A 19,120-nucleotide genomic window follows, 5' to 3' on the forward strand; every position below is an offset into this window, starting at 1 on the left:
GCCGATGTCTCATCACAATTCGCGGATGATTCGCAATCCCAGCCGCGGCCGGAAGCGCTCGCCCCGCGCGCGCTCGGCGCCGACGCCACCCTGCACGCCCATCTTGCCGACCGCGCGGTGGATCTGCGGCATCAGCAGCCAATAGGCCCCCTCGCCATTCTGCCGATTGACTTCCAGCCCGACCACGGTGTCGCGGTTCAGGTCGTAAAAGGTGGAGTGATTGACGATCGTCCCCGTCTCGTTCCCCTCGCGCAGCGTCACGTCGCCGACGCCGAGCATCGTCATCGTGCTCCACCGCTCGCCAAAGCGATTGCCGAGCAGCCAGAGCAGGGTCGAGGTCCAGCCGCCCGCCTCGCGGTCGTGCAGCCCCAGATACTGGACGCCGTGCACCCCGCGTCCGCCCCGGATCGTGCCCAGCTTGCCTTGGAGCCCCATCTTGTACTGGACGACGCGGTTGTTGATCAGCGGCAGTTCGAGCTCGACCGCCAGGCCGTCGGCCACCGCCCATTCGACCTCGGGCGCCCATTCCAGCTCGCCGCGCGGACCGGTCAGGTCGCGCTGCGCCAGTGCATTCACCTCGATCTCCCCCGCCTTCGCGGTCAGCGGGCGGATCATGTCGAACACCATCGGCTCCGGGATATCCGGCCCGTCCTGCGCGGATGCGGGGGGCGTCAGGCCCAACAGGCTCGCGCCCAGCAGGAACAGGGCGTGGCGGCTGGTCTTCATCATGTCGAACTCCCGGTCGTCGTCGTCATGCGGTGCCGCACGCGATCCGACGGCCGGGTCGCGCGGGATCAGGGGATATGCGGATCGTAACGACGCGCCGCCGCGCTCATCGCGGCCTGTATCCCCTTGACCAGCGCGTCCACCGTGAACGGCTTGGTCAGCAACTGCATCCCCGGCGACAGATGGCCGCTGTTCAGCACCGCGCCCTCCGCATAGCCCGTGATGAACATGACATTCAATTCATGTCGTAATTCTCGCGCGGCTTCGGCGAGCTGGCGACCGTTCATGCCACCGGGCAAGCCGACATCGGTGACGAGCAGGTCGATCCGCGTGGGCGAGCGCAAGATCGCCAGCCCCTCCGCGCTGTCCGCCGCCTCGATCACCCGGTAGCCCATGTCGCGCAGCACATCGACGATCATCAGGCGCACCGTCGCCTCGTCATCGACGACCAGCACCGTCTTCTCCCCCGACCCCGCCGGGCTTTCGGGAATGCGGGTCGGGTCGTGCGGTTCGGGCTGCACCGGTCCGTCATGGCGCGGCAGATAGACAAAGACGGTCGTGCCCAGCCCAGGCGTCGAATGGATCCGCACCTGTCCACCCGACTGCTTGGCGAAGCCGTATATCATGCTCAGCCCCAGCCCCGTCCCCTGCCCCAGCGGCTTGGTGGTGAAAAAGGGGTCGAACGCCTTGTCGATCACGTCCTGCGTCATGCCGATACCCGTGTCGGTGACGGACAGCGCCAGATATTCTCCGTCCGGTATGTCGGCCGACCGCATTGCGCCGCGATCGAGCCGCCGATTGACCATCTCGATCGTGATGCGGCCGCCATCGGGCATCGCATCGCGCGCGTTGATGCACAGGTTGAGCAAGGCGTTTTCCAGCTGAGGCGCATCGACCAGCACCGTCCAGGGATCGTCGCCGCGCGTCTCGACCGTGATCCCCGGGCCGACGGTGCGGCGGATCAGGTCGGTCATGTCCGCGACCAGCCCGGCGACATCGGTCGGGCGCGGGTCCAGGGTCTGCCGCCGGGAAAAGGCGAGCAGCCGGTGGGTCAGCGCCGCCGCACGCCGGGTCGCCCCCTGCGCCGCGTCCATATAGCGGTCGAGATCGCCCACCCGCCCCTGCGACAGCCGCAGCGCCATCAACTCCAGCGAGCCGGAAATCCCGGCGAGCAGATTGTTGAAGTCATGCGCGAGGCCACCGGTCAACTGGCCCACCGCCTCCATCTTCTGCGACTGGCGCAGCGCCTCCTCGGCGCGCATCAATTCGGCGGTGCGGTCGGCGACACGCTGTTCGAGCTGGTCGGTCAGCGCGCGCAGTTCGGCGATGGCGTGATCGCGCTCGGCCTCCAGCGCGCGGCGGATCCCGACATCGATCATCACGCCCGGAAATCGCAACGGCGTGCCGTCCGGCGCATGATCGACCCGACCGATCGCCTCGACCCAGTGATACCGCCCGTCATGGCGTCGCACGCGATATTGGTGCGCATAGGGACCACCCCGCGTGATCGCCTCGCGAACCGCCTCGGACAATCCGGCGCGGTCGTCGGGATGCAGCACCTCCACCACCTCGGCCAGATTCAGCCCGGCATGACCGAGCGCGGGGTCCAATCCGAAATGGCGCGCAAAGGGCTCGTCCACCGTGAACCGGTCGGTCGGCAGATCCCAGAACCAAGTGCCGATGATCGCGCCCGCCTCCAGGGCCAATTGGACCCGCTCGGCGTTCAGATGCGCCCGCGCCTCGCTGTCGCGCAACTGATGCTCGATCCGAACGCGGTCGGTGATATCGAAGCTGACACCGGGAAATCGGACACAGCGCCCGGCCTCGTCGACGATACAACGCCCGCGCGCCGACACCCAGCGGGTCGCGCCGTCCGCGCGGATCAGTCGATATTCCGATATGAAGCGGCCCGCCTCGCCGCCCTCCTTCGCGCCCGCGAGGACGGCCTCGATCTCCGCCTCGACACGGGCGCGATCGTCGGGATGGATACCCCGGAAGAACTCGGCGATCGGCATACCCGCTTCCGCCGCCGCCGGATCGACGCCGTACATCGCCGCGAACCGCCCGTCCGAGCGGACCTTGTCGTTGACCACGTCCCAGTCCCACATGCCGACATGCGCACCCGAGCTGAGCGCCATGTCCAGCCGCTCATCGGCCTCGTGCTGGCGACGCTCGGCCAGCACACGCGCGGTCGTCTCTCCGGTAACGCAGATCATGCCCGCGATCGCGCCCCCGTTGTCGAAGACGGGCGAGTAGGAGAAGCTCCAATAACTCTCCTCCGGCTGTCCCTGCCGCGACAGGTCGAGCCGCATATCGGTCACCTGTGCGACGCCGCCCGACAATGCGCGATCGACCAGTGGCGCGATCTCATCCCAGATGCTGCTCCAAAGGATCCGAAAGGGCGTCCCCATCGCGGTCGCCGCGCGATAGCCGAGCATCGGCCGATAGGCGTCGTTGTAGAAGGACAGGAGGTCCGGGCCCCAGACCAGATACATCGGCACCGGGCACGCCAGCATCGTCGCAAGCTGGCTCCGCAAGGCGACCGGCCAAGTCTCGGGTCCGCCGAGTGAGGTCGCCGCCCAGTCGAAGCCGATGATCTCATCGACCACCGCCCCCGACACGCCGCTCAGAAATTCGAAGGAGGAGGAGTGCGCCATGGCTCCGTTCTGCAACAAAGCCCGATCGGGCGCCAGCGACCGATAGACCGCGTTCGGTCGTCGGAATGCAATGATTTCATGCTCCTACTTTGATCCAGGATAGACGGTCCGCCGGTCGGGCCCATTCTGTCCAAGTGACAAGCCCATGACCCTTCGCTACGCCCACTCGCGTGACGGCGATCCGAAGCCTGCTCGCGCAACGCCAATGGGCCGTGCTGATCTGCGCGGCGGCGCTGCTGCTCAAGCTGATCGTGCCGACCGGCTATATGGTCGGAGCGGTCGACGGGCGGGTCGCGATGATGCTGTGTCCGGGCACCCACACGATGGCCGTCACGCCGGACGCGCCGATGGCGATGGCCGGTCATGCGATGGCGGCCCGCCATCCGGTCGATCAGCCGCCCGGCCATTCGGACAGCGGCCACGGGCGGGAGATGCCCTGCGCCTTTGCCGGACTGGCGGCGCCGTTGCTCGACTCGATCGACCCGATCCAGCTCGCGGCGTTGATCGCCTTCGTGATGGCCGTCGGCCTGGCCGTGCGCGTCCTGGCCCACCCGGTCGACGCGCCGCGTCTCCGGCCGCCGCTCCGGGGACCGCCCGCGCTTTCCTGACCCGTTTCATCCGGCGTCGCCTGCCGCGACGCCTTCATGATCCTCGTCCGCCGCACCGAAGCGGCGGACCGGTCGAAAGCCTATCGATGTTCCTTCCCCCGACGATGCCGGACGCCGTCGCGTCCGGTCCACAATCCGCGCCTGCCGCGCCCACGGTCGTGGTCACGGCGCAGCGACAGCCCGATACCCCGGTCACCGCCGCAAGCCGCCTGCCGCTGACCATCCGCGAGACTCCGGCGACGGTCGAGATACTCTCGCAGGACGATCTCCAGAGGCGCGGGGTCCGCACCGCGCGCGAGGCGTTCGATCAGGTCGTCGGCGCGATCGCGGGCAACGTCCCCGGCAACCCCGCCGTCGTGTCGATGCGCGGTTTTGCGGGCAACACCGTCTCGATCCTGCAGGACGGCGTCCGCCTCGCCGCCTCCACCGTGGCGCAGCGCGACAGCAACATCTGGCATTATGACCGGATCGAGGTGCTGAAGGGCCCCGCATCGGTCCTGTACGGAGAGGGCGCGCTGGCGGGCGTCATCAACAAGGTGACGCGCAAGCCGGTGCTCGGCGAACGCCGTCTCGACATGTTGCTGTCGGGCGGTAGCTTCGGCACGACGTTCGCGGCGGCCGGGGTCAACCTGCCCGTCTCCCCCGTCGTCGCGGTCCGGGCCGACGCCAGCTACCAGCGATCGGACAGCCTGTACGATGTCGACCATAATGCCAGTCTTTCCGCCGGACTGACCGCCAGCGCGCTCTATCGACCGAGCGACCGGCTGTCGCTCCTCTTCGCGGTCGATCATTTCGAGGATCGCTACGACGCCACCTATCAGGGCCTACTCCTCATTCCGGCGCGCTACGCACTCGCGCCGAGCGATGCGGTCCGGACGAGCAGCGGCCTTGTCGCCGATCGTTCGCTTCGACGGCGCAACTACAATCCGCGCGGCGCCTGGTCGGGCGCGGACGAGACGACGATCCGGTCACGGCTCGACTGGGCGATCGGCGATGGCTGGACGCTGGCGGTCGACCTGACCGGCTATACCGCCAGGCGCGCCTTCCTGCTGGCCGATACGCAGAGTTTCCTGGCCCCCAGCGCACGGTTTCCCGATGGCGGCATCCGGCAGAGCTACCAGGATTTTCGCCACGATCAGCGGTTCTGGAACGTGCGCGGCGCGGTCGGGCGTGACGGCAGGATCGCGGGCCTTCGCCACCGTTTCACGCTGGGCGCCGAATATAACGACACCGATTTCACCAGCCTGCGCCAACAGGCGCCAGCGGGAGCGCTGCCCGATGTCGATCTCCGCGATCCCGGCGTCATCGCCGTTCCGGCGTCCCCGTCGGTGTTTACAAGCGGCAACGTCACCTTCGACTCGCGGCTCAGGCAGAGCGCGGTCTTTGCCGAAGATGCGGTGAACCTGACCGCCAAGTGGCTGATCGTCGGCGGCGTGCGCTGGGACCATATCGCGCTCGACCGCGCGACGATCCAGAATGTCGGCGGCGCGACCGATCGCAACGCGCCGCGCTTCGATCCGGTGTCGTGGCGCGCGGGCACGAGCTGGGCCGCGACGACCGGACTGACGCTCTATGCGCAATATACCACCGCTGTGTCGCCGGTATCGTCGATCCTGCTCGCCTCGATCGCCAACAGCCGTTTCCGCCTGACCCATGGCCGCGCGGTGGAGGCGGGGTTCAAGCTCACGGGCTGGGCCGGACGTGCCAGCCTGACGGGTGCGGCATACCGCATCGTGCAGACCGACATCCTCACCCGCGATCCGGTCAACCCGTCGCTCAGCGTCCAGGGCGGGCGGCAATCCTCGCGCGGGGTGGAAATGACGGGGCAGGTGACGCCCGTTCCGCCGCTGACCCTGTCGGCGGGGGCATCCTATACCGATGCGCGCTACGACCAGCTCGCCGAGACGATCGGCGGCGTGCGGTTCGACCGTAGCGGCAACCGGCCGATCAACATCCCCGATACGACGCTATACGCCGCCGCATCCTATCGCCTCGCTCCCGGCGTAACGCTGGGCGGGACGGTGCGCGAGGCTGGGGGCTTCTACACCGACACGGCCAACAGCATCTATGTGACCGGGCACACGCTGCTCGACGCCAGCCTGTCGCTGCCGGTTTCGCCGGGCATGACGCTGACGCTGCGCGGACGGAACCTGACCAATCGCTTCTACGGCGAATATTCGGGTTATCCGGCGACCAACATCTATATCGGCGCGCCGCGATCCTTCGAGGTCGCGCTGGCGGCCCGGCTGTGAGGGGACCGGCCATGCAAAGCGCACCCGCCTTTCACCGCACCATCTGGCGCTGGCATTTCTGGGCCGGGCTGCTGGTCGCGCCGGTCCTGCTGATGCTCAGCGCGACGGGGGCGATCTATCTGTTCAACGACGAACTGAACGACGCGCTCTATCCCCGGCTACGGTTCGTCGCGCCGCACGGGTCGACGGTGCCGGTGTCGCATATGATCGACGCCGCGCTCCGTACCTATCCAGGCAGCGCCTCGCGGATCGACATGCCCGCCACCAACGACCGGTCCGCGGTCGTCTTCGTCCAGCCCGACCATGGCGCGCCACGCCGTGTCGCGGTCGATCCCGGCAGCGGGCGGGTGTTGGGCAGCGTCGTCTATGACCGGACGCTGGTCGGCTGGGCCGATGCGACGCACCGCTCGATGCTGATGGGCTTGGCGGGCGAGCGGCTGGTCGAACTGGCGGTCAGCTGGGCGCTGGTGCTGCTCGTGACCGGCCTGATCCTGTGGTGGCCACGCGGGCGCTTCCACGCGGCGGGGACGCTCTGGCCGCGCTGGTCGGGCCGGGGACGGCGCTTCTGGCGCGATCTGCATGGACCGGTCGGCGTGTGGACCGTTGCGCTGATCGGGTTCCTGATCGTCACCGGGCTGCCCTGGGCGGGTGTGTCGGGGCCGCTGCTCCACCGGGCGAGCGGCGCGCTGGGCGTCGGCTACCCCCCGTCCTTCCGCCAATATAATATCCCCCACAGCCAGCCGATGAAGGCGGCGCTCGGCGAAGCACCCTGGACGCTGGAGGATGCCCCCATCCCGCATTCCACCATGCCCGCCATGCCCGCCATGCCCGAGATTCAGGGCGACCATGCGGGCCACGGCCCCGAAAGTCCCGGCGCGACCCGCGACCCGGCGGTGATCGCGGGGACCGACCGGGTCGCGGCACTGCTCGCCGCGCGGGGCTGGTCGGGCAGCTTCCGGTTGTTCCTCCCGAGCGGCCCGACCGGCGTCTATACCGCCTTCACCTATCCCGACCGACCAGCGGGACAGCGGACGCTCTATGTCGACCGCTACAGCCTGCGGCCGATCGGGCGCGAGGTCCGCTACGACCAATATGGCATCGTGGGCCGCGCGGTGGAGTCGGGCGTGCAGCTTCACATGGGCAACTATTTCGGACGCGCGAACCAGTGGCTGATGCTGGTTCCCTGCGTCGCGATCTGGGTGCTGGTCATCAGCGGGATCGCCATGTGGTGGAAGCGTCGCCCGAGGGGCCGGATCGGCGCGCCACCTCCGCTGTCGGGCGCGCGGGTTGGCGGACTGATCGCTACGCTGGTCATGGCAGGCGCGATCCTGCCGCTGTTCGGCATCTCGCTGCTGGTCATCGGCGCGATCGACCGGCTGGTGGCGAGGTTGGGAAATCGCCGGACCGCTGAACAGGGATAGGCCAGGACCGTTATCGCTAGCGCGATCGAGAGGACTGGCGATGACGGACGGACGGAAGACGGGATTTTCGCCATTGGTGGCGGGTGGCGTAGCGGTGGCGGTGCTGGGGTTGAGCGCGCTGGTCGGGCGGCGCAACGCGCCCGATCCTTCGCACCCGAAGATCCGGCGCTGGTATCGGCGGCTCGACAAGCCCGGCTTCACGCCCCCCGACAAGGTGTTCGGCGCGGTGTGGCCGGTCCTGGAAACGCTGGCGACGGCGGGCGGCTATCGGCTGCTGCGCCAGCCCGCCTCGCCCCGCCGCAATGCGGCGCTGGCGCTGTGGCTGGGCAACAGCGCGATGATCGGCGGCTGGACCGAGCTGTTCTTCCGCGAACGGCGGATCGGCACCAGCACCGTCGCCGCCGGGACGATGGCGGTCGGCACCGCCGCGCTGGCCGCGACGGCGTGGAAGATCGACCGCCCCGCCGCCGCGAGCGTCATGCCGCTCGCCACCTGGCTGGCCTTCGCGACGATCCTCTCGGGCGAGGTCTTGCGGCGAAATTCGCGACCGTGACAATTTGTTTCGCAGATGAACTTTCGATGAAGAACGCATGAACTATTCCACTATGGCAACGTTTGTTGGCCATGCGGGGGATCAGCGTAGCCATCATCGTCGGGTCGGCCGTTTCACTGACGGGATGTAACACGCATCAATCGACGCTCGCTCCGTTCGGGGCGGACGCCGCCGATATCCGGCATCTTTTCATCATCATGCTGGTCGGCGCCGTGGTCATCGCGGCCGCCGTCGCGCTGTTGATGCGCCACGCCGTCCGCGCGCCCGAAGGTGCGATCGGGCATCGAAAGGGGATGCGGCTCGTCCTGTGGCTGGGCGGGGTGATCCCGACCATCGTCCTGCTCGGACTGCTCGCCTATTCGCTGCCCTATATGCGCCCCAGGCCGGTGGCGCCGACCGACCTGACCATCGCGGTCGATGGCGAGCAGTTCTGGTGGCGCGTGGCCTATCAACCGCCGGGCCGCGCCCCCATCCTGGGCGCGAACGAGATCCGCATCCCCACGGGGCGCACCGTCGCCTTCCGGCTGGGCGCGGGCGACGTGGTGCACAGCTTCTGGATACCCGGGCTGGCCGGCAAGATGGACATGATCCCCGGCCGCATCAACAGCCTGGTCGTCCGCGCCGAAAAGCCCGGCCGCTATCGCGGGCAATGCGCCGAATTCTGCGGGCTGAGCCACGCGCTGATGGCCTTCGACGTGATCGCCATGCCGCCCGCCGCGTTCGACGCCTGGCTGGCGCGGCAGGCGCGGCCTGCCCAGGCGAGTGACGGCGCAGGAGCACGGCTGTTCGCCGCCAATGGCTGTTCGGGGTGCCACGCCATAGCGGGCGTGACCGCGCCCACGCGGATCGGCCCCGACCTCACCCATTTCGGATCCCGCCGGACGCTGGCGGCGGGCATCCTGCCGATGACGCAAGCGAACGTCGCGGACTTCATCCGCCATCCCGAAAAGACCAAGCCGGGCGTACGAATGCCCTCCTTCCCGCAATTGTCGGATGACGAGGCGGTCGCCCTCGCCCGCTATCTTCAGGGCCTGAAATGAGCCTCCACGCCCAGGACGACCCACAGCTTCGCGCCGCGCAGGAGGAACGCCTTCGCGCCGTCTGGAAGCCGCCGAGCGGCCTGTTCCTCCGCTGGACCGACACCAACAACAACCGGGTCGGCGTCTGGTACACGCTGACCGCGTTCGGTTTCATGCTGTTCGCGGGCGTGCTGGCGCTGATCATGCGCACCCAGCTGGCCGTGCCGGACAACGACCTAGTCTCGGCGAACACCTTCAACCAGCTGTTCACGCTGCACGGCTCGATGATGATGTTCCTGTTCGCCGTCCCGATGTTCGAGGCGGTGTCGATCATCCTCCTGCCCCAGTTGCTCGGTGCACGCGACCTCCCCTTTCCGCGCCTGTCCGCCTTCGGCTACTGGAGCTTCCTGATCGGCGGGGTGTTCGTCGGCGGCTCGATCTTCTTCAACGCCGCGCCCGATGGCGGCTGGTTCATGTATCCGCCGCTCACCACCCGCACCGACCTCAGCGGACTGGGCGCCGACATCTGGATGCTGGGGCTGTCCTTCATCGAAGTGTCGTCGGTCGCCGCCGCGGTCGAGCTGATCGTCGGCGTGCTCAAATGCCGTCCGCCGGGGATGCGGCTGAACCTGATGCCGCTCTATGCCTGGTACATCCTGGTCGTGGCGGTGATGATCCTGTTCGCCTTCCCGCCCCTGATCGCGGGCGACCTGTTGTTCGAGATGGAGCGGCTGCTCAACTGGCCATTCTTCGACGCCGCGCGCGGGGGCGATCCGCTGCTGTGGCAGCACCTGTTCTGGATTTTCGGCCATCCGGAAGTCTATATCGTCTTCCTTCCCTCCATCGCGCTGTTCGCGATGCTGATCCCGACCTTCGCGCAGCGCCACCTGCTCGGCTATCCGTGGATCGTGCTGGCCGCCGTCGGCACCGCCTTCCTGTCCTTCGGCCTGTGGGTCCACCACATGTTCGCGACCGGACTGCCCAAGATCAGCCTGGCCTTCTTCTCCGCCGCATCGGAAGCCGTCGCCATCCCCACGGGGGTTCAGATCTTCGCCTTCATCGCCACGCTGTGGGCGGGCAAGGTCAAATGGTCGACGCCGCTCCTCTATGCCAGCGGAAGCCTCGCCATCTTCGTCATCGGCGGGCTGACGGGCGTGATGGTCGCGGTCGCGCCGTTCGACTGGCAGGCGCACGACACCTATTTCATCGTCGCGCATCTCCATTATGTGCTGATCGGCGGGACGCTGCTGCCGCTGTTCGGCGGGCTCTATTATTACTGGCCGCTGATCACCGGCAAGAAACTCTCCGACCGGATGGGGCGCACCGCCTTCTGGATCATGTTCGTCGGGGTGAACCTGACCTTCTTCCCGATGCACCTGTCCGGGCTGGAGGGGATGCCGCGCCGCGTCTTCACCTATCCCGAGGAGTTGGGCATCGGCTGGCTCAACCTGGCATCCACGCTCGGCTCCTACATGTTCGCCGCGGGCGTAGCGGTGCTGGTCGTCGACCTCGCCTTGTCGCCGACCCGCGCCAAGGCGCCGCGCAATCCGTGGAATGCGGGCACGCTCGAATGGCTGGCGCACCCGGATGACGAGGATTGGGGCATCCGTTCGGTCCCGTTGATCGAAAGCCGCTACCCGATCTGGGACCAGAAGGATTTCGTCGCCAAGGTCGACGAGGGCCGCTTCTTCCTCGCCGATGCCGAGGAAGGCCGTCGCGAGACGATCATCACCTCGGTCCTAGACGCCAAGCCCGTCTCGGTGATCCGGCTGGGCATGCCCAGCGTCAAGCCGATGCTGACCGCCGTCGCATTGGGCAGCGTGTTCATCCTGACCACCTATCACCTCTATCTGATCGCGGCGCTGGGCGGCGTGGTGACGCTGGCGTGCATCCTGTGGTGGCTGTGGGACACCGCCGAAATCCCCGAAAAGCCCGAAAAGCCGATCGGCCATGGGATGCGCCTGCCGCTCTATATTTCCGGCCCCGCCGCGCCCGGCTGGTGGGCGATGTTCATCACCATGATGGCGGATGCGACCGCCTTTTCGGGGCTGGTCTTCGGCTATTATTTCTACTGGACGATCCATCCCGATTTCGGTGCCGGGTTCGATGGACCGGGCAGCGCGGGGCCACTCCTCGCACTGGCCCTCTCACTGGCGAGCTGGGCGGCGACGCTCGCCGCGCGCGAGGTTCATCGCCGGGGCGGCGTGATGGCCGCCCGCGCGCTGCTGGTGATCGGAGCGGCGGTGTCAATCGCGAGCCTATTCGCCGGGCTGCGCTGCCTCGACGGGCTCGATCCGGAGGCCAATGTCTATCCGGCGATCGTCTGGGTGCTCGTCGTCTGGACCGTCGCCCATGCCGCCGTGGCCGCGATCATGCAGCTCTATACGCTGGCACGCAGCATCGCGGGCCGGATGACGCCGACGCACGATGCCGACATCCGCAACATCACCGTCTACACCCATTTCTTCGCGCTGACCGCCATCGTCACCTATCTGACGATCGGGCTGTTCCCGGAGACGGGGCTGTGAGGCGCTGGCTGAAGCGCGCGCACCGGCTGCGCGTCACCCTGTGGACGCTGATCGTCCCGCCGACGACCTGGGCGGTGCATTTCCTCTTCTCCTATCTCTGGGCCGCGATCTCATGCGAGCGGATCGGCGAGTGGGCGCTCTTCCCCACCGCCTTCGCGATCGGGACGATCGTCGCGCTGCTGGTAATCGTCGCCTCGGGCGTGATCGCCTGGCAGCAGTCGCGCACCCCCGGCGATCCGCCCCCGCATAACGAGGGCACCGACATCGATCGCCTTCGCTTCCTCGCCTATTCGACCCTGTTGCTGGCGGCCCTGAGTTTCGTCGCGGTCCTGTTCACCGCCATGCCGGTCCTGATGCTGGGCGATTGCCGGTGAGGCGCGGCTTTCTCGTCCCCGGCCTGGTGCTGCTCGGCTGTGGCTGGGCCGCGAGCGGGCAAGGCATGACCGGGCATATGGTCGCGCATATGATAGCCGTCGCGGTGGCGGCACCGCTGCTCGCGCTCGCGGTGCAGGAATCCCGCTACGACCCCGCGAGACGGTGGCCGCGCCTGGCCAATCCGATGATCGCCGCGCTGATCGAGGCGGTGATCGTCTGGGGCTGGCACGTCCCCGCGCTGCGACGGCTGGCGGATCACGCGCCCCTCTGGCTGGTCGTGGAGCAGGCGAGCTTCCTCGTCGCTGGCCTGCTGCTCTGGTCGGCGGTCCTCGCACCCCGGCACCGCGCGGCGGGCGTGGTGGCCTTGCTGGTCACCTCGATGCACATGACGCTGCTCGGCGCGCTGATCGGGCTGGCGCCGCGTCCGCTCTACAGCCATCACGGCGCCGCCGCGCTGGAGGATCAGCAGATCGCGGGCGTCGTCATGCTGCTCATCGGCGGCATCGCCTATCTGTGCGGCGGCCTGGCAATGCTCGGCCGCCTGCTCCACTCACCCACGGAGGCGCGCGCATGACGATCCGCATCACCTGGAAGCGCGTGATCGCCACGATCCTGGGACTCGCCGCGCTGGGTATGGCCTTTGCCTGGTCGGGGGTGATGAACCTCGCCGCGTCGAGCGGACACTGGGCGATCACCGACTGGTTCCTCCACTGGGCGATGCGCAATTCGGTACGCACCCACGCCGCCTTCAGTTCGCCGGACGACCCCGCCGATCGCACCGGGCTGGTCAGCGCGGCGGGGCATTTCGCCAATGCCTGCGCGGTCTGTCACGGCGCGCCGGGCCAGAAGCCCGCGCCCGTGATGCAGGCCGCCACCCCGCCTGCCCCCGATCTGGCGATCAACGCGCGCGAATGGAGCGACAAGCAGCTCTTCTGGATCCTTCAGCACGGCGTCAAATATACCGGCATGCCCGCCTGGGCGGTGCAGGACCGCCCCGATGAGGTCAGGCGGATGGTCGCCTTCGTGCGCCGACTGCCCGGCATGACCCCGGCACAGTATCGCGCCCTGGTCGCCGAAGCCTCCCCCGTGACCGACCCGGACAGCTGCACCGGCTGCCACGGCACGGATGGTCGCGGACGCGGATCGCCGGACATCCCGATACTTGGCGGACAGAGCCCGGAATATCTGCTCGCTGCGCTGCGAGGGTACGCCGATGGCCGTCGCTCGAGCGCGGTGATGCAGCAGGTCGCGATGCGGATGGAACCGACGGACATGGAGGCGGCCGCGCGGCGCTTCGCGGCGATGCCGGGACTTGGCGGGACGCCAGCGGGCGATGCGGCGGCGGCGCGGATCGTCGAGCGTGGCCTGCCCGACAGGCAACTGCCCGCCTGCGCGAGTTGCCACGCGCCGGGCAAGCCCTATCCCGTGCTGGCGGGGCAGCGCGCCGACTATATCGCCGCGCGCCTGCGCCACTGGCAGGGCGACAAGAACGTCATCGACGCCCGCAAGAGCCACGCGACCATGCCCGTCATCGCCCGTCGTATCCCGAAGGACATGATCGATCCGGTTGCGCGCTACCTGGCGGGCGGGGACGTCGCCGCACGGTGATCGGCGGTATCGGGGCTGCGCCTCGACCGCCATGCCGGCGAAAGCCGGGATCTCCGGCGGCCAGACCGGACCGGCATCCGCACGCATTCCTCGCCTCGCAGGAGAGGAATGTCATCAGTGTCGAAGCCTGGGGCCCGCCAATGGCCGCAGCCTGCGCTGGGGCGACTGATGGGGGCGGCACGCACCGCAGGGAGCACTACCCAGCCCCGGGGCCTGCCACTACTATGATTGAGAACCGGCCTTTAACCATCCTCCCATCCTCGCGGATCGGCAAGGGAAGGATGGTGGGCGCGACAGGGATTGAACCTGTGACCCCACCCGTGTGAAGGGTGTGCTCTACCGCTGAGCTACGCGCCCGGTAACCGGAGGACGGGCCTTTAGGCGGCGTGTCGCCGCCTGTCCAGCCCAAAAATCGGGGTCTTAGTTGACCGAGTCCTTGAGGAGCTTGCCCGGCTTGAACTTGGGCTGCGACGACGCCTTGATCGTCATCGGCTCGCCGGTCCGGGGGTTGCGGCCGGTCGAGGCCTTGCGCTTGGACACCGAGAAGGTGCCGAAGCCAACCAGGCGAACCTCGTCGCCCTTCTTGAGCGCGGCGGTGATCGATTCGAATACGGCATCGACCGCCTTGATCGCATCACCACGCACGAGGCCCGAAGAATCCGCGACGGTAGCGATCAGCTCCTGCTTGTTCATTCCATAACCCCCTATGATGTCAAAGATTCGTCAGACGGACTCAGTGGCCGCTCAAACCCTAAAGGATCGATAATGCCGTTGTTGCCGCCGCTGTCAAACTGTTGTCGCGACCGGCACGAAAGACCCTCTAATCGCCGAACCGCGACAATGCCGTGACAATCGCCGACAGGGCCACCCGCCTTTCGACGAATGGCCCCGCCCCAGCGACGATCAATGCGGGCGTTCGGCCCCCGCCACCGCCGGGATCGCGGCGGGCGGCAGTGCCGCCAGTTCATCCGCATCGGTCCAGTCGATCGCCTCCAGCGGCCCGGTCAGCGCCAGCCGAAGCACCTCGTCGACATGCGCGACCGCGATGATCTTCAGACCCTCGCGGATGTTCGCCGGAATATCCGCCAGATCCTTTTCATTCTCGTGCGGGATGAGCACGGTGGTGATCCCGCCGCGCAGCGCCGCCAGCAGCTTTTCCTTCAACCCGCCGATCGGCAGCACGCGACCCCGAAGCGTCACCTCGCCGGTCATCGCGATATCCTTGCGTACCGGAATGCCAGTGAGCGTCGAGACGATCGACGTGACCAGGCCGATGCCCGCCGAGGGACCATCCTTGGGCACCGCGCCCTCGGGCAGGTGGATATGGATGTCCTTGCGATGGAACAGCGATGGCTTGATCCCGAAGCTTGGGCTGCGCGCCTGGACGAAGCTGAAGGCGGCCTGGACCGATTCCTTCATCACATCGCCCAGCTTGCCGGTGGTCTTCACCTGGCCCTTGCCCGGCACCGTCACCGATTCGATGGTCAGCAGCTCGCCGCCCACCTCGGTCCAGGCGAGGCCGGTGACCGCGCCGATCTGGTCCTCCTGTTCGGACAGGCCGTGGCGATACTTCTGGACGCCCGCGAACTCGTGCAGGTTTTCGGGCGTGATCGTCACCGACGTCGCCTTGCCCTCCAGGATCTGGCGCAGCGCCTTGCGCGCCAGACGCGCGATCTCGCGCTCCAGCGTGCGAACGCCCGCCTCGCGGGTGTAACGCTGGATCAGCGCGCGCAAACCCTCCTGGGTCAGGGTGAACTCGCCGTCCTTCAGGCCATGGGTCTCGACCTGCTTGGCGACCAGATGGCGCTCGGCGATCTCGACCTTCTCGTCCTCGGTATAGCCCTCCAGCCGGATGATCTCCATGCGGTCGAGCAAAGGCTGCGGCAGGTTCAGCGTGTTCGCGGTGCACACGAACATCACGTCCGACAGATCGATGTCGATCTCCAGATAGTGATCGTTGAACTTGGCATTCTGCTCGGGGTCGAGCACTTCCAGCAGCGCCGAGGCGGGGTCGCCGCGGAAATCCTGACCCAGCTTGTCGATCTCATCGAGCAGGAACAGCGGGTTGGACGTGCCCGCCTTTTTCAGGTTGGTGACGATCTTGCCCGGCAGCGAGCCGATATAGGTGCGGCGGTGACCGCGAATCTCGGCCTCGTCGCGCACGCCGCCCAGCGACTGGCGGATGAATTCGCGCCCGCACGCCTTGGCGATCGACTGGCCCAGCGAGGTCTTGCCGACGCCCGGCGGGCCGACGAGGCACAGGATCGGCCCCTTCAGCTTATTGGTGCGCGCCTGCACGCCCAGATATTCGACGATCCGGTCCTTCACCTTTTCCAACGCGTAGTGATCCTGGTCGAGGATCGCCTGGGCGGCGGCGATGTCCTTTTTGACCTTGGACTTCTTGCCCCAGGGCAGGCCCAGCAACACGTCCAGGTAATTGCGCACGACCGTCGCCTCGGCGCTCATCGGCGCCATGGTCTTCAGCTTCTTCAGCTCGGCGGTCGCCTTGGTCCGTGCTTCCTTGGACAGCTTGAGCGTCGCGATCTTCTGGGTCAGCTCGGCGATCTCGTCGCCGTCGCCGTCCTCGCCCTCGTTGCCCAGCTCGCGCTGGATCGCCTTGAGCTGTTCGTTGAGATAATATTCGCGCTGCGTCTTCTCCATCTGGCGCTTGACGCGGCTCTTGATCTTCTTCTCGACCTGCAGGACGCCGAGTTCGCCCTCCATCAGGGCATAGGCCATCTCCAGCCGCTTGGCGGGATCGGTTTCGACCAGCAGCGCCTGCTTGTCGGCGACCTTGACCGAGATGTTGGCGGCGACCGCATCGGCGAGTTGCGAGGCATCCTCGATCTCGCCAAGCTGGACCGCGGTCTCGGCGGGCAGCTTGCGATTGAGCTTCGCGTAATTCTCGAACTGGTCGACCACCGAGCGCATCAGCGCGGCGATCTGCGCCTTGACGTCATGGTCCTGCTCTTCGAGCGCCGCGTCGTCCTCGGGCACGAGCGTATCGTCGATCGTCGCGGTCAGGAACGCGCCCGATTCGTCGAGCTCGGCCAGGCGGCCACGGGTCTTGCCCTCGACCAGAACGCGCACCGTCCCGTCGGGCAGCTTGAGCAATTGCAGGACGGTGGCGGTCACGCCGATTTCATACAAATCCTCGCGCGAGGGGTCGTCCTCGGCCGGATCCAGCTGGGCGACCAGGAAAATCTCCTTGTCCGCCGCCATCGCCGCTTCCAGTGCCGCGACCGATTTGTCGCGACCGACGAACAGGGGCACGATCATGTGCGGGAAGACGACGATGTCACGCAGCGGAAGGACGGGATAGGACTGGTTCATGCAAACTCCGGTCGGCCCTGAGCGGGGCCCATTCGACACTATATATGGGGAGGGTTGCCGATCCATCAATCATCACTGCGACCAATGGCGTTCCGCGCCCGCTTGCCAAGCCGTCTCGCTTGGGCGACACCATGGGGATGGATCGTATACGGAATGTCGCCGCCGCGCTGATCGCCTCTTCCTTCCTCTGCGCGCTGCCGGTCGCCGCACAGACGGCGAAGCCGCTGCCCGCCAAGGGGGAGCCGCCGCTCACCGCGCAGACCATGATCTCGGGCGGCGTTCGCCCCCCTGAGCAATTGGCGATGCGGTTCGACAGCGCCGACCTGTCGTTCGAGGTTCTGCCCGACACGGAGGAGCTGAACGGCGTCGCGATCCTCGACTTCACCGCCAGGGCGCCGCTGGCGCGACTGGTCATCGATCTGGACAAGAACCTGCCGGTCAAGGCGATCGCCATCGACGGCAAACCGCTGAAGCCCGGACGATGGAGCAATCCCGAGGGCCAGTTGGTCATCACCCTCCCCCGCCCGCTTCGCGCCGGACAGAAGGTGCGGGCGAAGATCAGCTATGGCGGCACGCCGCATGTCGCGGTGCGCGCGCCATGGGACACCGGCGTCGTCTGGGCGAAGACGCCCGATGGCCGCCCCTGGTTCGCGACGACCGCACAGGGCTATGGCTGCGACCTGTTCTGGCCCTGTCTCGACTATCCGATGGGCGAGCCGGGCATGGTGACGCTGCACATCACGGTGCCCAAGGGGTTGAAGGCGCCGTCCAATGGCGTGCTGCTGGGCGTCGATACGCTGGCTGACGGTCGCACCCGCTGGAACTGGCGGGCCAAGCATCCCAACACCTATGCCATCGCGCTGAACGTCGGGCCTTATGAGGTGGTCGAGGGCAAGTATAAGAGCCGCTTCGGCAATACGATCCCGATGTTCTACTGGTATCTCCCCGGCGAGAAGGCGAAGGCGGAAGGGCTGTTCGCCGAATTCGCGCCGACGCTGGACTTCTTCGAATCGACGGTCGGTCCCTTCCCGTTCGGCGACGAGAAGCTGGGTGTGGTGGAGACTCCGCACAAGGGCATGGAGCACCAGACGATCAACGCCTATGGCAATGAATATGCCAAGGCGCCCGAGGGGTTCGACTGGCTGTTCCAGCACGAGTTCAGCCATGAATGGTTCGGCAACCAGCTGACCAATGTCGACTGGGACGATTTCTGGCTGCACGAGGGCTATGGCAGCTATATGCAGCCCAGCTACGGCCGCTGGCGCGAGGGCGAGGCGCGCTATGCGGTGATGATGGATGCGCAGCGCGGGCAGATCGCCAACAAGGCTCCCATCGTCCACGACCGCAGCATGACCGAGCAGGATGTCTATGAAGAGGCCAAGGGCGGCCCCGGTCTCGACATCTATATGAAGGGGTCGTGGATGCTGCACACGCTCCACAACCTGATCGGCGACAAGGCATTCTGGGACGTGACGCGGCTGGCCGTCTATGGCCGCACCGATCCCAAGCCGGGCAATTTCACGCCGCGCTATGGCTCGACCAAGGAATATGAAGGCTTTGTCCGGCAGGTGACGGGCAAGGACTATGGCTGGTTCTTCGACGTCTATCTGCGACAGGCGGCACTGCCCGAGATCGTCGAGACGCGCAGTGGCGACCAGCTGACGCTGACATGGAAGGTGCCGGGCGGCGGGCCTTTCCCGCTACCGGTCGAGGTTCAGGTCGGCGACACGGTCGAGACGCTGCCGATGACGGGGGGCACCGGCACGCTGAGGGTCCCGACCGGAGCGCATGTCGTGGTCGATCCCTGGGCAAAGATCCTCAAACGCTCGGTCGCGATCGAGCAGTTCCGGTCGTGGAAGGCGGAGCAGGCGGCGAAGAAAAAGGCCAGCTAACGGCCATCCCGTTCGGCACATCCGTTCGCACCGCGCGAAGTCGAAGTGCACGCCCCGAACCCATGGTCCTGGCGGCGTTCACCCCGTGGCCCTCGACTTCGCTCAGGCCGAACGGGCGTTCTGGCCAGGGCCGATCGACATTCAGCTT

Annotated in this window: 14 protein-coding genes and 1 tRNA gene; 10 read left to right on the plus strand and 5 right to left on the minus strand. The window is 67.3% G+C overall.

What is annotated here, in order from left to right; genetic code table 11:
- Nucleotides 1-12 precede the first annotated feature (12 nt).
- Both LRP66_RS05780 and LRP66_RS05785 read right to left on the minus strand, forming a co-directional pair.
- Nucleotides 13-729 (minus strand): hypothetical protein, encoded by a 717-nt coding sequence (locus LRP66_RS05780; RefSeq protein ID WP_230481563.1) that lies wholly within the window; start codon nucleotides 727-729, stop codon nucleotides 13-15.
- Nucleotides 730-794: 65 nt separating this feature from the next.
- The gene (locus tag LRP66_RS05785; RefSeq protein WP_230481564.1) at nucleotides 795-3,383 is read right to left on the minus strand and encodes a PAS domain-containing hybrid sensor histidine kinase/response regulator; all 2,589 of its coding nucleotides are present in this window, start codon (nucleotides 3,381-3,383) and stop codon (nucleotides 795-797) included.
- Nucleotides 3,384-3,553: 170 nt separating this feature from the next.
- On the opposite strand from LRP66_RS05785, the gene LRP66_RS05790 reads away from it, so the two are divergent.
- From LRP66_RS05790 to LRP66_RS05830, 9 genes are all read left to right on the plus strand, one after another.
- Nucleotides 3,554-3,991, plus strand: coding sequence for a hypothetical protein (locus LRP66_RS05790; RefSeq protein WP_230481565.1), 438 nt, complete (start codon nucleotides 3,554-3,556; stop codon nucleotides 3,989-3,991).
- 86 nt (nucleotides 3,992-4,077) lie between these two features.
- Nucleotides 4,078-6,243, plus strand: coding sequence for a TonB-dependent receptor (locus LRP66_RS05795; protein ID WP_230481566.1), 2,166 nt, complete (start codon nucleotides 4,078-4,080; stop codon nucleotides 6,241-6,243).
- An 11-nt stretch (nucleotides 6,244-6,254) separates the two neighbouring features.
- On the plus strand, nucleotides 6,255-7,664 hold the full coding sequence (locus LRP66_RS05800; protein ID WP_230481567.1) for a PepSY-associated TM helix domain-containing protein: 1,410 nt from the start codon (nucleotides 6,255-6,257) through the stop codon (nucleotides 7,662-7,664).
- Between the two features lie 40 nt (nucleotides 7,665-7,704).
- Complete coding sequence (locus LRP66_RS05805; protein ID WP_230481568.1) at nucleotides 7,705-8,217, plus strand: TspO/MBR family protein; 513 nt, start codon at nucleotides 7,705-7,707, stop codon at nucleotides 8,215-8,217.
- Nucleotides 8,218-8,288: 71 nt separating this feature from the next.
- Complete coding sequence (gene coxB / locus LRP66_RS05810; protein ID WP_230481569.1) at nucleotides 8,289-9,257, plus strand: cytochrome c oxidase subunit II; 969 nt, start codon at nucleotides 8,289-8,291, stop codon at nucleotides 9,255-9,257.
- The gene (gene ctaD, locus LRP66_RS05815) at nucleotides 9,254-11,764 is read left to right on the plus strand and encodes a cytochrome c oxidase subunit I (RefSeq protein ID WP_230481570.1); all 2,511 of its coding nucleotides are present in this window, start codon (nucleotides 9,254-9,256) and stop codon (nucleotides 11,762-11,764) included. The genes coxB and ctaD overlap by 4 nt, the downstream gene beginning before the upstream one ends.
- A complete protein-coding gene (locus LRP66_RS05820) occupies nucleotides 11,761-12,138 on the plus strand; it encodes a hypothetical protein (RefSeq protein WP_230481571.1) in 378 nt (125 codons plus the stop codon). The genes ctaD and LRP66_RS05820 overlap by 4 nt, the downstream gene beginning before the upstream one ends.
- Entirely contained in the window at nucleotides 12,135-12,713 is a 579-nt protein-coding gene (locus tag LRP66_RS05825) for a cytochrome c oxidase assembly protein (RefSeq protein WP_230481572.1), read from the plus strand. The genes LRP66_RS05820 and LRP66_RS05825 overlap by 4 nt, the downstream gene beginning before the upstream one ends.
- Nucleotides 12,710-13,747 carry a c-type cytochrome gene (locus LRP66_RS05830; protein WP_230481573.1) on the plus strand — a complete coding sequence of 346 codons (1,038 nt, stop codon included), beginning with the start codon at nucleotides 12,710-12,712 and terminating at the stop codon, nucleotides 13,745-13,747. Before LRP66_RS05825 ends, LRP66_RS05830 begins: the two co-directional genes overlap by 4 nt.
- Before the next feature lie 282 nt (nucleotides 13,748-14,029).
- Here LRP66_RS05830 and LRP66_RS05835 read toward each other — a convergent pair.
- From LRP66_RS05835 to lon, 3 genes are all read right to left on the minus strand, one after another.
- Nucleotides 14,030-14,104 (minus strand) — tRNA-Val (locus LRP66_RS05835).
- 63 nt (nucleotides 14,105-14,167) lie between these two features.
- A complete protein-coding gene (locus tag LRP66_RS05840) occupies nucleotides 14,168-14,440 on the minus strand; it encodes an HU family DNA-binding protein (protein ID WP_230481574.1) in 273 nt (90 codons plus the stop codon).
- Nucleotides 14,441-14,650: 210 nt separating this feature from the next.
- Complete coding sequence (gene lon / locus LRP66_RS05845; protein ID WP_230481575.1) at nucleotides 14,651-17,080, minus strand: endopeptidase La; 2,430 nt, start codon at nucleotides 17,078-17,080, stop codon at nucleotides 14,651-14,653.
- A gap of 137 nt (nucleotides 17,081-17,217) precedes the next feature.
- Between lon and LRP66_RS05850 the strand changes: the two genes are divergently transcribed.
- Nucleotides 17,218-18,972: a M1 family metallopeptidase gene (locus LRP66_RS05850; protein WP_230481576.1), complete on the plus strand. Its 1,755-nt coding sequence runs from the start codon at nucleotides 17,218-17,220 to the stop codon at nucleotides 18,970-18,972.
- The last annotated feature ends 148 nt before the right edge of the window (nucleotides 18,973-19,120 follow it).

It is taken from the genome of Sphingomonas sp. Leaf21 (assembly GCF_916858675.1).
In the GTDB taxonomy this organism is placed as follows: domain Bacteria; phylum Pseudomonadota; class Alphaproteobacteria; order Sphingomonadales; family Sphingomonadaceae; genus Sphingomonas.

Bases quoted from the DNA above. Each gene is read 5' to 3' on its own strand.
- LRP66_RS05780 (WP_230481563.1), bottom strand. From the start codon at position 729: ATGATGAAGACCAGCCGCCACGCCCTGTTCCTGCTGGGCGCGAGCCTG.
- LRP66_RS05785 (WP_230481564.1), bottom strand. From the start codon at position 3,383: ATGGCGCACTCCTCCTCCTTCGAATTTCTGAGCGGCGTGTCGGGGGCG.
- LRP66_RS05795 (WP_230481566.1), top strand. From the start codon at position 4,078: ATGTTCCTTCCCCCGACGATGCCGGACGCCGTCGCGTCCGGTCCACAA.
- LRP66_RS05800 (WP_230481567.1), top strand. From the start codon at position 6,255: ATGCAAAGCGCACCCGCCTTTCACCGCACCATCTGGCGCTGGCATTTC.
- LRP66_RS05805 (WP_230481568.1), top strand. From the start codon at position 7,705: ATGACGGACGGACGGAAGACGGGATTTTCGCCATTGGTGGCGGGTGGC.
- coxB (WP_230481569.1), top strand. From the start codon at position 8,289: ATGCGGGGGATCAGCGTAGCCATCATCGTCGGGTCGGCCGTTTCACTG.
- ctaD (WP_230481570.1), top strand. From the start codon at position 9,254: ATGAGCCTCCACGCCCAGGACGACCCACAGCTTCGCGCCGCGCAGGAG.
- LRP66_RS05830 (WP_230481573.1), top strand. From the start codon at position 12,710: ATGACGATCCGCATCACCTGGAAGCGCGTGATCGCCACGATCCTGGGA.
- LRP66_RS05840 (WP_230481574.1), bottom strand. From the start codon at position 14,440: ATGAACAAGCAGGAGCTGATCGCTACCGTCGCGGATTCTTCGGGCCTC.
- lon (WP_230481575.1), bottom strand. From the start codon at position 17,080: ATGAACCAGTCCTATCCCGTCCTTCCGCTGCGTGACATCGTCGTCTTC.
- LRP66_RS05850 (WP_230481576.1), top strand. From the start codon at position 17,218: ATGGATCGTATACGGAATGTCGCCGCCGCGCTGATCGCCTCTTCCTTC.